The sequence below is a fragment of the Saprospira grandis str. Lewin genome (assembly GCF_000250635.1).
GTDB classification, from domain to species: Bacteria; Bacteroidota; Bacteroidia; order Chitinophagales; family Saprospiraceae; genus Saprospira; species Saprospira grandis.
The window spans coordinates 1,792,697-1,805,798 of record NC_016940.1 but is presented as its reverse complement, the minus strand read 5'-3'; the positions used below and the strand labels follow the sequence as shown (position 1 = coordinate 1,805,798).

Here is a 13,102-nt window from a genome sequence, read left to right as displayed (position 1 = left end):
GCGGCGGCTGCGCCGCCTTTTCTTGGTCCAAAATCTTTTCCTTATGTCTATTGCTGTAAATGCTCGTTTCTTATTGGCCAACAAATTAGAGGGCATCGGCTGGTATAGCTATGAAATTCTCAAACGCTGGGTAGAACAGCATCCCGAAGAAGAGTTTGTCTTTTTCTTTGATCGCCCTTATGATCCTCAGTTTGTTTTTGGGCCCAATGTAAGGCCAGTGGTTTTGGGACCTCCAGCTCGCCACCCCATTTTGTTTTATCTCTGGTTTGAATGGAGCTTGCCGGCCGCCTTTAAAAAATATGGCTGCGATCGCTTTTTTTCTCCAGATGGCTTTTTGTCCTTGCGGGCCAAAATTCCCACGCTTTTAGTGATTCATGATATTGCCTGGAAGCATTTTCCAGATTTGGTCCCTTGGGCCCACCGCAAACATTACGAATACTTTATGCCTAAATTTATTGCGGCTGCCCAAAAAATTGCCACGGTCTCTGATTACTCCAAACAGGATATTTTAGCCCAGTTTCCGGCAGCCCAAGGCAAAACCTTCTATAGCTACAATGGCTGCCACCAAAGCTATCAGCCTTTGTCGGAGGCGGAACAAGAGGTGGTTCGGCAGCAGTATGCGGAGGGCCAAGATTATTTTTTGTACCTCGGTTCTATTCATCCCCGCAAAAATATGCTAAGGCTTTTGCAGGCTTTTGAGGACTTTAAAGCCAAAACCAACTCGCCCATTTTGCTTTTGGTGGCGGGCCGCCTAGCTTGGCAAAATGATGAGCTCAAAAGCTATTTGGACCAAATGCAGTACCGCTCTTCGGTCCGTTTGCTGGGTTATTTGCCTCAAGAAGAGCTGCCCAAAGTATTGGGGGCGGCCTATGCGCTGCTCTATGTCTCTTTATTTGAGGGCTTTGGTTTGCCCTTATTGGAGGCGGCAGCGGCGGGAGTGCCTAGCTTGGGCGCCAACACCTCCTCTATGCCCGAGGTGGTTGGAGCTGCTGGACTCTTGGCCGATCCTTACTCTCTAGCGGAGATCAGTGCGCAAATGCAGCGGCTGGTCCAAGACCAAGCCCTTTACCAAAAACTGAAAGCGGCCACGGCCCAGCAAGCCAGCCGCTTTTCTTGGCAACAAGCCGCTGAAGAGCTCTGGACCGAACTCATGGCCCTGAAGGCTTAGGTGGCGAAGCCGCCCTTTGGGCGCCCCAAAGGGGCGCTTTTTTCGGCCTAGCGATGGGGAGCAGTGCGGCGCAGCCGCAGACCGAGGCGCTGCAAGCGCCGAAGGGCCGAGCAGGCTTGCGAGCTGCGGACCGTAGCGGCCGCCGAAGGCGGCAGGCCCCAAAAAATTATTAAAATGAGCATTCTAAAAAAAAAGATGCATAGAGTTCTGTATTTTTGAGAAAAAGAAAAGATGAAATACCCCCTATTCTTGGGCCTTTTGCTCTTATTTTGCGCTTGTGAAAACAGCATGCAAGACGTAAAGCGCTTTGAGGGCATGGCCAATTCTAGTGTAGAAGAAGCCACCGAAGTAGAGATGCTATATAGTGATTCGGCCGTGGTTCGGATGCGTCTGCAAGCGCCTTTAATGCAAGAAGACCGAGATGAAAAAGAGCCCAAACGCATCTTCCCGGATGGGGTAGAGGTAGAGTTTTATGGGCGTGATAAGCAGATTAGCAGCCAGTTAACGGCCCTTTATGCAGAATACTCGGAGAAAAAACGCTTTATTGTGCTGCAGGATAGCGTAGTGATTCATAATAGCCAAGGCGAGCAACTCGAAACCGAGGAGCTCTTTTGGGATGAGCGCAAAAATGAAATCTATTCTGACAAATTTGTTAAAGTAACTACCCCCACCGAAGTCATGCAAGGCTATGGTTTCCGCTCAGATATTGAGTTTAAGAACTGGGAAATTGATTCGCTTAGTGGTATCTTTGAAAGCAGTAGTTTGTTGAAAAACCCCGAATTTTAGGCCTTGGCCAGATTATATATATTATGTATACACAGCTTTTACTCATCTTAGCCTTTCTTTTTGCATCAGGCTTTTTCTCTGGAATTGAAATCGCTTATGTATCGGCCAACCGTTTGCGGATTGAGCTGGAAAAGAAAAAGGGCAGCCGCCGAGGGAAAATCTTGGCCCAATTGATTGAGGAACCTTCCGAGTTTTTGGGCACCACCCTGGTGGGTAATAATATCGTGCTGATCATCTTTTCCATTTTGGCCGAGGAGTTTATCTTGACCGAAAGTTATATGAATTTGGCCGCTAGTTTTCCGGATACCACCGCCCAACTGCTGTTGGTCACGCTCTTGAGTACCCTAGTCGTTTTGGTGTTTGGAGAGCTGATGCCCAAGGTCATTTTTCGGGCCACGGCCACGGCTAGCCTCTTCTTTTTTGCCCTGCCATTTTCTATCATTAAGTGGTTGCTCACGCCTGTAGTTTGGGTAATGGTCCAAACTTCTTATGCGCTTTTACGCATCTTTTTGGGCATTCAGCCCGAAGATGAAGAGCAGGTATTTACCAAGCTAGACCTAGAGCATTTTATGAAGAGCATCAAGCCCTCCAATTTGGAAGGCATTGACCAGACGCTTTTCCAAAATGCCCTCTATATCAATAATGTGAAAGTGCGGGACTGTATGATTCCCCGCAACGAAATTCAAAGTATCGAAATCAATAGCACGATAGAGGATTTGCGAGAGAAGTTTATTAGCTGCCGCAACTCTAGAATCATCGTCTATGAAGACAATATTGATGAAATCAAGGGCTATGTGCACCACCAAAAGCTACTGGAAAAGCCCAAAAGCATCCAAAGCATGCTCTTCGATATTCCAATTGTGACCGAGTTTATGCCCGTTCGGGACCTGATGAACTCTCTGATCAAAAATAAGGTAAATATTGCTTGGGTGGTCGATGAGTTTGGCGGCACCTCGGGCATTGTGACCTTAGAAGATATTTTGGAAGAAATCTTTGGCGATATCTCTGATGAATATGATCCAGAGCCCGAGCATCAGCAAATTTCTGATTCGGAGTATTTGCTAGCGGGCCGCCTAGATATTGATATGATCAATGAAGAGTATGAACTCAATCTGCCAGAAAGTGAAGACTACCATACCCTTTCGGGCTTTTTGGTCACGCAAATGGAGGCCATTCCCGAACAGGGCGAAAGCTTCCACCTCCAAAATTATGAGTTCATTTTTGAGCAGGTAAGCGACACCCGGATAGAATTGGTCCGCCTGATTCGACTCTATGAACTGGAAAATGAAGATTAAGATAAAGGGCATTCAAACCATTGCGGCACAGTAATAGTCTATAAAGTAGAAAAATAACTCCCCCTTTATTAAAAAAAATAGGACTATGAAAATCAATTTGCTGAGCGCTGCACTGCTCGTTTTTGGCGCCTCTCTGCTTCTGAGCTCTTGCTTCAAAAGAGATAATGCCGACTGGACCTTTACGCAGGATAATGCCGTTTCTTCAGAGCTCTTTCAAGATGTCTACAAACAGGTAGATGAAACCGCCCAATCTGATGGTAACCTCAAGAGCTGCGCCAATGTGACGCTCTCCGATACCTTGGGCAACTTCCCGAATACTGTAACAATTGATTATGATTCGGCTTGCTTGGGCAGCGATGACCGCCTGCGCTCCGGAAGCATTCAGGCCGTATTTACTGGCCGCTGGAGAGATGCAGGAACTACCGTTACTATCGATCTGCAGAATTATAGCGTAAATGATTATGCCATTGAAGCCGATGTAACCGTGACCAATAATGGCCGCAATACCGCCGGCAATATGTCTTATTCTGTAGAGGTGGATAATGGCCAAATTATCGACCCCGATGGCAATACCATTTCTTGGGAAGGAACCACTACCTACGAATGGACCGAAGGCGAAAGTACTACCTTCTTTAGCGATGGCCTAGCCGGTATCCGCGATGATGTCTATAGCATTACCGGCAACTCTTCTGGCGTAAACCGCAATGGCTCTGCTTATACCTCAGAAATTACCGAGCCCCTGATCCGCCGCCTCAATTGTAAGTGGATTACCGCCGGAGAAATTGAATTGACGCCTAATAATGGCGACCCTAGAGTGATTAACTTTGGTAATGGCGACTGCGATGCCGCTGTCACATTTAGCTTTAATGGCATTAGCTTTAATTTCCTATTGCCTTAAGGACTGAAATTGTACCTATTAACGGCCAGTGCTATAAATTAGTGCTGGCTATTTTTTTGGGGCTGCCCACTCGCTTCGCTCGGGTCGGGCCATTGCGCAGCTCGCAGGTCTGCTCGGCCCTGCAGCGGCTGCGCCGCTTTGGTCTGCCGCCTTCGGCGGCCCTGCTACAGCCCCTCAGCCGCAGGCCTTCGGCCCTTTTAAAAACGGTATTGCTGCGCAATCTTTTATTATTGGCCGAAGGCCAATCGGCCTAGCGATGCGAAAGGGGGCGGCGAAGCCGCAGACCAAGGCCGCAGGCCGCAGGGCCGAGCAGAACTGCGAGCCCTGAAGCGTAGCGCCTGCCGCAGGCAGGAGGCCCCAAAAAAAATAAAGAGAGCTCCAGAAAAAGAAAAAAATCAACCTATTTTTGCCCCGCTTGTTAAAACCAAAAAGCAAGACGAAATATGGCATATAAAAGCATGAAACAGGCCCTCTTGGATTTAGAACAAACAGGGCAGTTGGTTCGGATAAAGCAGGAGGTAGACCCTTATTTGGAAATGGCGGAAATCCATTGGCGAGTATTTGATGCCAAGGGGCCGGCCATCCTTTTTGAAAATGTGAAGGGCAGTAAATTCCCCGCTGTATCTAATTTATACGGCACTTTTGAGCGAACCCGTTTCTTGTTTCGCCATACTTTGGCCAAGGTACAAAAGGTCATTGAGCTGAAAATTGACCCTATGCAGCTCATGAAAAAGCCCGGCCGTTATCTCGGCACGCCATTTACGGCCCTAACGGGCCTGCCCCGAAAAGCTTGGCGAAAACCCGTAAAATATGGGCAGTGTAAAATCTCGGAGCTGCCACAAATTCAGGCTTGGCCCATGGATGGCGGGGCCTTTATTACCCTGCCGCAGGTGTTGAGTATGCCGCCCAAAGACCGCAATGTGATGCACTCTAATTTGGGGATGTACCGCATTCAGCTGTCGGGCAATGACTATAAAATGGATGAGGAAATTGGTCTGCACTATCAAATTCATCGGGGAATTGGGGTGCATCATAGCCAATACAACCAAACAGATGACCCTTTTAAGGTCAGTATTTTTGTGGGGGGACCGCCCTCTCATGCTTTTTCGGCCATTATGCCTTTGCCCGAGGGCTTATCGGAAATGACCTTTGCGGGCCTGCTGAATGGTCGGGCTTTTCGCTACTTTTGGGAGGATGATTATTTGCTTTCTGCCGATGCTGATTTTTGCATTACGGGAGAGGTGGTCAAGGGCAAAAAGAAGCCCGAAGGGCCTTTTGGCGATCATCTGGGCTATTATAGCTTGACGCATGATTTTCCCTATATGAAGGTGGATAAGGTTTATCATCGCAAAGATGCCGTTTGGCATTTTACGGCAGTAGGCCGCCCACCAGCAGAGGATTCTAGCTTTGGTTATTTGATTCATGAGCTGGTCAAGGAGCTGACGCCCCAAGAGTTTCCGGGCCTAAAAGACATTCATGCCGTAGATGCGGCGGGGGTACATCCGCTTTTGTTGGCCGTAGGCAGCGAGCGCTATATGCCCTTTAGAGAGCGGCAGCCAGAGGAAATCTTGACCATTGCGAACCGAATTTTGGGCAGTGGACAAACCTCCTTGGCCAAATTTCTCCTCATTGCGGCCGATGGCGATCGTCCACAGCCCTTAGATACCCACGATATGCCCGATTTTTTCCAGCATCTGCTCGAGCGGATCAATTGGGAGCGAGATCTGCATTTTCAGACTAAAACCACCATTGATACCCTAGATTATTCGGGTTCTGGTTGGAACCAAGGCTCAAAAGTCGTCATGGCTTGTTGTGGACCAAAATTGCGGGAGCTTGGGCGCGAATTGCCTAGACATCTGCGTTTGCCCCAAAACTTTAAGTCGCCTCAGCTTGTTTTGCCGGGAGTACTGGCTATTCAAGCTGCCGCCTTTAAGGACCAAAGCAGCGCCAAGGCCGAGCTCGATCAATTGACGACAGAACTGGCGGGCCAAGATTTAGAGCAGTTTCCGCTAATCATTTTGGCCGATGATTCGGCCTTTATGGCCCAAACGCTCAACAACTTTTTGTGGGCCGCCTTTACCCGGACCAATCCCTCGCATGATATTTATGGGGTCAATAGTTTTGTGGAGTTTAAGCATTGGGGCTGCAAGGGCCCTTTGATTTTGGATGCCCGCATCAAGCCGCATCATGCGCCAGTACTAGAAATGGATCCAGCCGTCAGTAAAAAGGTGGATCAGTTATTTGCAAAAGGGGGCGTTCTCGCCCATATAAAATAAAAGCTATGGGATTTTTTGATCAGTTATTTGGAAAGCAGGGGGGCGAGGAGCAGCAAGCAGCCTTGCCTTGGCAGCCTTTGCGCAGCCTAAACGATTTGGAGGCGGCTTTGGCCCAATCGGAAAATGAAAAGATCGTTTTGTTTAAGCATAGCACCCGCTGTTCCATCAGTTCTATGGCCAAAAAAAGGCTAGAACGAAGCTGGGATTATGCAGAGGGGCAGGGGCCCAAGATGTACTTTTTGGACCTCATCGCCTACCGAGAAATCTCTAACGCCATCGCCGAAGAATTGGGCGTGATGCACCAATCTCCGCAATTGATTGTGGTCCAAAATGGGCAGGCCCTGATGGATTGCTCTCATTCTGATATTCGCTGGGAGGAATTGCAGGCAGTACTTTAGGGGGGGCACTGATGTAACAAAAAATAAATCGATAAAACAGCCTAGTCATGAGAGCACTCTTCTTTTTTTTCTTTTTTAGCTCGCTCTTCTTAATTCCTCTAAAAGCCTTAGACGGAAGTAATTGGGATCCTAGTCCAGAAGATAGTTTGAACATTGACTTAGCTATTCGGCGGCTAATTTTTCTTGAGGAGATTATGATAGAACCCTTTCTATTAAATCAGGAAGAGCAGCGAATAGCAAGTTATGAGATAAGAGAAGTACCTATAAATGAAGATGTTTTTTCGGCTGATCTAAAATTTTTTAGAATAGACGTTCCTTCAATTTACCCTAACAGCAGAGAGGATAAAAGTAGCTATCTAGTGTATGTAAGAGGGGGAGGGAGCACCCATTACCATCTTATTGAACGGCTCAAGGGCTTTACGAGTAACGATATATCGTACTTTATTACCTTTATATTAGAGATGCCTGATTACGGACTTCCTAAGGCCAAGCTTAAACATTTTTTGAAGGCCTTAGACTTGGGTAGCGATCAAGATCTTAGTAAGGAGCTAGACATTGATTGTTTGATAGAGGCCTTCACTTATTACGACAATGAAAAGAATGGAAAAAGTAAAAATAAAGGAGCTATTTATTTTCCTTGTATGACATCAAATTTAAAGGTTAAACTTAACCCTTATCAATTTACAAAAGATCCTAAGTTGAAAGAGAAGTACCTTAAGTACAATATGTCGAAAATGTATATCCATTTACGTGAGAAAAAACCCTTTAAGTTTTGGTGGAACAATTATATTCTAAGAAAAAAAGTTTATCCTTATATATAGTCCTTTTTTTGCTTCTGTTTCCTGCAATTTTAGCGGCTCAAAAGCTAACGGTTTGGGGAATAACGACAGCAGATAGTATTCGCCTGGATAATATGATTTTTCGATTAGTAAATGCTGACAAAAAGTATAATTCAACTATACTTTTTGGGATCGATAAAAAAGAAAGGTCCCCAAGCTCAACCTTGTTGCACTTGAGTCCTAAAGGAAAGACAGAGGGAATGCTTTTCTTTGAATCACCAAAAAAGTTTAAAAACCAAACGAATTTAGATTGGCCAAGAATGGGTCAGAAAAAGGAGCCTTATATCAATCGAATTGTAGCGGCCAAAATCAAAGCAGAAGGAATTTATCTTTTTCGCTTACAAGGCTTTGATTATAATGACTTTGACGATTTTATAGCTCATTTAGGCCCAGAAGGAAAGCTTTGGCAAAAAGATGAATTGAAGGCTTACTTGGCTCAGATAGAACTAGAGGAGCTTAATTTTGACTGCCTAGTCGAGGCCTATTTTTATCATTTAGCCCATATTGCTCAACCTAAGCAACAAGAGTTTTCTTGTTTAGAAAAGCAAATTTTCCCTCTTTTTCATCAAGGCAAACCACCGCACTGGCAACAGTTTTATCAGGGATTTCTAGGCATTTATGCCATATTAAGTAGGGGCTTGTAATGAATTACAGGCAGTACTTTAGGTAGTTTGGGGCTGCCCCGGCCTTTGGCCGGGTCGGGCTGTGCGGGGGCTCGCTGCTCGCTCGGCCCATCGCTTTTTTCGCTTTGCTCAAAAAAGCTCGGTCTGGCCTTCGGCCACCCCCTACCATCCCTCAGCCGGGCGGGCTTCGCCCGCCTCTGGACCATAAAAAAGGCCAAACCCTTCTGGGTTTGGCCTTTTGCTTTAGTCGACTGGAGGGGGAGGGATGATTTTCCAGTCATAGTCATCTATTTCTGCATCATCTTGAATATCCTCCTCTTCATAGTAAATTTGTTGCTCTTGAATGAGCAGCCCCAATTTATTCAATTGCATAGCAATTAGGGCTTCTACTTTAGGCTCTAGCTCGGCTAACTGATAGCCTTTTAGGCTTTGCTCTTGCTCTAGAGCGGCTAAAGCTGCTTGCAGGCTAATGTTAGTCATAGCAATTTATTTTTTACTTAAAAGCCAGCCTTAGCCGAAACCTCTAGCATACGATCAATACATTTTCTGCCTTCTACGATCTGTTTTTCTTGTAGGTGGATTTCGGGCAGTTCGTGTTTCATGCAGAGATAAAGTTTCTCCATGGTATTGCGCTTCATATGGGGGCATTCGTTGCAGGCGCAAGTATTATTGGGTGGAGCGGGAATAAAGGTCTTTTCGGGATTGGCCTTTTCCATTTGGTGGATAATGCCCACTTCGGTAGCGACGATAAACTCCTTAGCTGTAGACTCGGCGGTAAAGCGGAGCAAAGAGCTGGTAGAGCCTACATGATCGGCCATATCGAGGAGGTGCGCCTCACATTCGGGATGGGCAATAAGTAGGGCATCGGGATGGCGTTCTTTGAGCTTAACGATCTTTTCTTGAGAGAAAATTTCATGGACCATGCAGGAGCCGTTCCAGAGAATCATGTCGCGGCCTGTTACCTTATTGAGATAAGCGCCAAGATTTTTATCTGGAGCGAAGATGATGGGTTTATCTTCGGGAATGCTATCAATAATGGCTTTAGCATTGGTAGAAGTACAGCAAACATCGGTTAGGGTTTTGAGGTCTGCGGTACAGTTAATATAGCTCACGACCACATGATCGGGATGTTTTTCCTTAAACTTGGCGAAAATGGGAGCGGGGCAAGAATCGGCTAGAGAGCAACCTGCTTTGAGGTCGGGCAAAAGCACCTTCTTGCTAGGGTTGAGCATTTTGGCAGTTTCGGCCATAAAGTGGACCCCCGCAAAAACGATAATATCGGCATCGGTATTGGCGGCTTGTTGGGCCAAACCGAGGCTATCGCCAATATAATCGGCAATATCTTGGATTTCGCTTTCTTGGTAATAGTGGGCCAAAATAATGGCGTTCTTCTCCTTTTTGAGTTTTTCGATTTCTTGGATGAGGTCCAAAGTGGGATCTACTTCTAGATCTAGAAAACCATTAGCATTGAGGTTTTCTTGGGCATTTTGCAAGAGTTGGCTCATAATCAGTGTCAATTATATTGAAAAGTGGAAGCCTGAATTCAGGACAAAAAAAGGCGATCTACAGGGCCGAAGGCCCGCAGGCCTAGCGATGCGGAAGGGTGGCCCGCAGGGCCAGACCGAGGCGGCAAAGCCGCCAAAGGGCCGAGCGAATAGCGAGCCCTGCAGCGTAGCGCCGCAAGGCGAAGCCGCAGCGGAGGCCCCAAAGAGCAAACAAATATAAGCTTATTTTTAGAATTAAACTAAGCTTTGCTTTAGTTCTAAACTAAGTAAGGGGAGAGGAGGTTCAAGAAAAGAGGAAAGAATTTAATAATTCTGAAAAAGTTGTATCTTGAAAATTGAAATGAGCGTCAATTTTACTGCAATTGGCCAAAATGAAATCCTTAGACTATGGAAGCAAAAACGAGGGCCGAGCAATCGGCTTTGAGCGATGAGGAACTGGTACAGATGATTGTGCAAGAGGGGCAGAGTGATTTATTTGGGGTTTTGTATGATCGTTATGCACCTTTGGTGTATCGCAAGGCGGTTTCTTTGGTCAAGCGAGAGGCTTTGGCGGAAGATTTGACGCATGATATTATGCTAAAGATCTTTACCAAACTGTCGCAATTTGAGGGGCGGGCCAACTTTTCTTTGTGGGTCAATACGATTTCCTACAACCATTGTATGCAGCATTTTCGGAAGAACAAGCGGAGGAAAGAAGAGGAGGTGCCCGAAGAATTTGATATAATGAGCGAGGATGATATTGAGGCCGAGCAGCAAGAATTATTGGAGGCCAATGTGAAAGAACTGCAACGTTGTTTGGCCAATATCAAAAAGGATTATAGCGTAGTGTTGTCTATGCGCTATTATGCAGAGATGAGCATAAAGCAGATGGCGGAGGCCCTAGAAATGGGCGAAAGTGCTATTAAGATGCGATTGAAAAGGGGCCGAGAGTGGTTGGCCTCCTGTATTTCTCCAGCTAAAAAATAGGAAAGATGAAAGATTTGTTTAAAAATATGCATTTGGACAAGCAGCCGCCCGAGAAGCTCAAAAAGGTGGTCATTTCGGAGCTCGAAACCCTAAAGTTGGTGGGGGAGTTTCTCGATTTATTTGGGCCAACTTTTTTTAAGGCCAATTTTCAGCTTTTGGGAGATTGCAGTGAAAAGCTAGAAAAAAAGAAAAAATAATGTGACTAAGGCCAGGCTTTGGCCTCTATTAGTAGATTGGGCTACTGTTAAACAATAGCCTCAAATTTTTGTTAATCATGGGAGATATTAGTAAGTGGACCGAGTTGTTTTTTGCTTCATTACAAGCCACCACCTCGGCCATTATGGCTGCTTTGCCTGCTTTATTTGGGGCGCTATTTGTTTTTTTGGGCGGGCTCTTTATGGCCAAGTTGCTCAATAAAGGGCTGAGCAAGTTGCTCAAAAAGGCTCGTTTTGATCAGTTGGCGGAGCGGATTCAGCTTTCTTCTTTTTTAGAGAAGGCCAATATTAAGAAAACGCCAAGCGAGCTAATGGGCAAAATGGCCTATTGGCTAGTGATGTTGTTGGTGATTACCACGGCCTCAGATATTTTGGGCTGGACCGTCATCTCTAAGGAAATTTCTAAGCTAATTAGCTATTTGCCCACCCTCTTTTCGGCCATTGTTCTCTTTGTGATTGGAGGCTTTGCGGCGGGCTTGGTTCGGGATATTATTAAGGGGGCTACGGCCTCTTTGGGCATTGGTGCAGGCAAGATCATTAGCCAGATCGTGTATTACATGATTTTTATCATTATTAGTCTGACAGCCCTTCAACAGGCCGGGATTGATACCTCTATCATCAGCTCTAATCTCTTTATCATTTTGGGCGCCATTATGGGCTCTGCGGCCATTGCCTACGGTTTTGCCTCCAGAGATATTTTGGCCAATATTTTGGCGGGCTTTTATGGCAAGCGGCTGTTTGAAGTAGGGCAGGAGGTCGAGGTTAAAGGCATTCGCGGCCAAATCATTGACATTAGCAGCATTGCCATTACCCTACAAACCGAAAAGGAAAAAGTGGTGATCCCCAGCCAAAAATTTATTCAAGAAGAAGTAAAAATATATAAACAAGCTAGTAGTGACTAGCCCAAATAACAACCTATGAAGTACGTATACCCCTTCCTATTCCTTACTTTTTTTGCTGCAAACTCCCTTTTTGGGCAGCATAAAGCCGTTAGTTTTGATTATGAAAAGGCGGCCTTTAATAATAATCAACCGCTGCCTGCCGAAACCCATATTTTGCTGCAGGGCAAGGCCCCGCAGGAGGTCAATTATGTAGAAATTGCGGTCTATAATGATAAGGGTAGCGAAAAACGCCTGCCGCTTTATGTGGCCGCCTGGAAACGCCCCTTTGATAAGCTCACCACCGAGTTTAATCTCCCCATTAACTATAAGTTGCGGGGAAGTACGGAATACGATTTTAAAATTAGCTTTTTTCGGCCCATCACGGCCCAAGAACAAAAGGCCCTGCAGAGCCAACTCTACCAACATCTAGATGCCTATTTAGAACAAACTTTTGGCCTGAGCAAGAGCAGCATTCAGCTCAATAGAAGCAATCATCAGGTGATAACCGACCTGAATAAGATTGTCAAAACGGGCCTAAAACACTACCGCAGCGCTACCAATATTCAGTTTGAGGGCTTTTCTGATATTATCAAACAGACGCTCCGCCGAATCGAAAAGGCCAAGTTGTCTAAGGGGAAGTTTCTCTTTTTGGGCAAAAGCAAGGATGAGGCCCGTGCTGAATACCGCAAAAAACTGATCGCCGATCTTAAAACCCTTATTCATGGCGAATTGGACCAAATTCTACAGACCAATTTGGCCAAATTGAGCGATAGCCGCTATATCAACGACTATGAAACCGAGAAAACCGACCGCCAATTGTCTATCCAACTCGGCTATGGCGGCACTTATGTCGATGGCGATTTTTCTAATCTTTCAATCGGCAATGCGGCCTTTATTGGCCTGGCTTTCCCCCTGGGCAAGCGCGCTTTTGCGCCCCGAATTCTCAGCAATACGGCCATCACGGTGGGCGCCTATGTCAATAACTTTAAGGACCTGGGCCAAAATGGCAACGACCTCAGCGGCCCTATCTTCAAACGCCCAGTATATCTAGGGCTCAGCCATAAATTGTATCAGTTTATTTACCTCAATGCGGGCGCCACTTTCTTGGAGGAGGCCAATACGGCAGGCCAGATTTCGGGCCTAGGTAGCCGCGTGTATGTGCGTCCAAATTTTGGCATTAGCGTCCAAATTAACCTGACGGCAAAGTTAGAGCGTTAAGTATTTTTTTTGGGGCCTGCGGGCTGCGCCCGCC

At 46.2% G+C, this 13,102-nt stretch carries 14 protein-coding genes; 12 read left to right on the top strand and 2 right to left on the bottom strand.

Going from position 1 to position 13,102, the window contains the following annotated elements:
• Positions 1-43 precede the first annotated feature (43 nt).
• The 8 genes from SGRA_RS08015 (at position 44) to SGRA_RS07975 (ending at position 8,304) form a co-directional block, all read left to right on the top strand.
• Positions 44-1,168 (top strand): glycosyltransferase family 4 protein, encoded by a 1,125-nt coding sequence (locus tag SGRA_RS08015; RefSeq protein ID WP_041329876.1) that lies wholly within the window; start codon positions 44-46, stop codon positions 1,166-1,168.
• Between the two features lie 231 nt (positions 1,169-1,399).
• Complete coding sequence (gene lptC, locus SGRA_RS08010; RefSeq protein WP_015692142.1) at positions 1,400-1,954, top strand: LPS export ABC transporter periplasmic protein LptC; 555 nt, start codon at positions 1,400-1,402, stop codon at positions 1,952-1,954.
• 23 nt (positions 1,955-1,977) lie between these two features.
• Positions 1,978-3,249, top strand: a complete 1,272-nt coding sequence (locus SGRA_RS08005) for a hemolysin family protein (RefSeq protein ID WP_015692141.1) — start codon at positions 1,978-1,980, stop codon at positions 3,247-3,249.
• Between the two features lie 85 nt (positions 3,250-3,334).
• Positions 3,335-4,147 carry a hypothetical protein gene (locus tag SGRA_RS08000; RefSeq protein WP_015692140.1) on the top strand — a complete coding sequence of 271 codons (813 nt, stop codon included), beginning with the start codon at positions 3,335-3,337 and terminating at the stop codon, positions 4,145-4,147.
• Between the two features lie 443 nt (positions 4,148-4,590).
• The gene (locus tag SGRA_RS07990; RefSeq protein WP_015692138.1) at positions 4,591-6,423 is read left to right on the top strand and encodes a UbiD family decarboxylase; all 1,833 of its coding nucleotides are present in this window, start codon (positions 4,591-4,593) and stop codon (positions 6,421-6,423) included.
• A gap of 5 nt (positions 6,424-6,428) precedes the next feature.
• Positions 6,429-6,821 carry a bacillithiol system redox-active protein YtxJ gene (gene ytxJ, locus SGRA_RS07985; protein ID WP_015692137.1) on the top strand — a complete coding sequence of 131 codons (393 nt, stop codon included), beginning with the start codon at positions 6,429-6,431 and terminating at the stop codon, positions 6,819-6,821.
• A gap of 47 nt (positions 6,822-6,868) precedes the next feature.
• Positions 6,869-7,642, top strand: a complete 774-nt coding sequence (locus SGRA_RS07980; protein WP_015692136.1) for a hypothetical protein — start codon at positions 6,869-6,871, stop codon at positions 7,640-7,642.
• Positions 7,594-8,304: a hypothetical protein gene (locus tag SGRA_RS07975; protein ID WP_015692135.1), complete on the top strand. Its 711-nt coding sequence runs from the start codon at positions 7,594-7,596 to the stop codon at positions 8,302-8,304. The genes SGRA_RS07980 and SGRA_RS07975 overlap by 49 nt, the downstream gene beginning before the upstream one ends.
• A gap of 222 nt (positions 8,305-8,526) precedes the next feature.
• On the opposite strand, the gene SGRA_RS07965 is transcribed toward SGRA_RS07975, so the two are convergent.
• Positions 8,527-8,763: a hypothetical protein gene (locus SGRA_RS07965; RefSeq protein ID WP_015692134.1), complete on the bottom strand. Its 237-nt coding sequence runs from the start codon at positions 8,761-8,763 to the stop codon at positions 8,527-8,529.
• A gap of 17 nt (positions 8,764-8,780) precedes the next feature.
• A complete protein-coding gene (gene nadA / locus SGRA_RS07960) occupies positions 8,781-9,788 on the bottom strand; it encodes a quinolinate synthase NadA (RefSeq protein ID WP_015692133.1) in 1,008 nt (335 codons plus the stop codon).
• A 387-nt stretch (positions 9,789-10,175) separates the two neighbouring features.
• Between nadA and SGRA_RS07955 the strand changes: the two genes are divergently transcribed.
• From SGRA_RS07955 to SGRA_RS07940, 4 genes are all read left to right on the top strand, one after another.
• Positions 10,176-10,754, top strand: a complete 579-nt coding sequence (locus SGRA_RS07955) for an RNA polymerase sigma factor (RefSeq protein WP_015692131.1) — start codon at positions 10,176-10,178, stop codon at positions 10,752-10,754.
• A 5-nt stretch (positions 10,755-10,759) separates the two neighbouring features.
• Positions 10,760-10,951 (top strand): hypothetical protein, encoded by a 192-nt coding sequence (locus tag SGRA_RS07950; RefSeq protein WP_002659125.1) that lies wholly within the window; start codon positions 10,760-10,762, stop codon positions 10,949-10,951.
• A gap of 77 nt (positions 10,952-11,028) precedes the next feature.
• A complete protein-coding gene (locus tag SGRA_RS07945) occupies positions 11,029-11,871 on the top strand; it encodes a mechanosensitive ion channel family protein (RefSeq protein ID WP_015692130.1) in 843 nt (280 codons plus the stop codon).
• Positions 11,872-11,886: 15 nt separating this feature from the next.
• On the top strand, positions 11,887-13,068 hold the full coding sequence (locus SGRA_RS07940) for a hypothetical protein (protein WP_015692129.1): 1,182 nt from the start codon (positions 11,887-11,889) through the stop codon (positions 13,066-13,068).
• Positions 13,069-13,102: the final 34 nt, after the last annotated feature.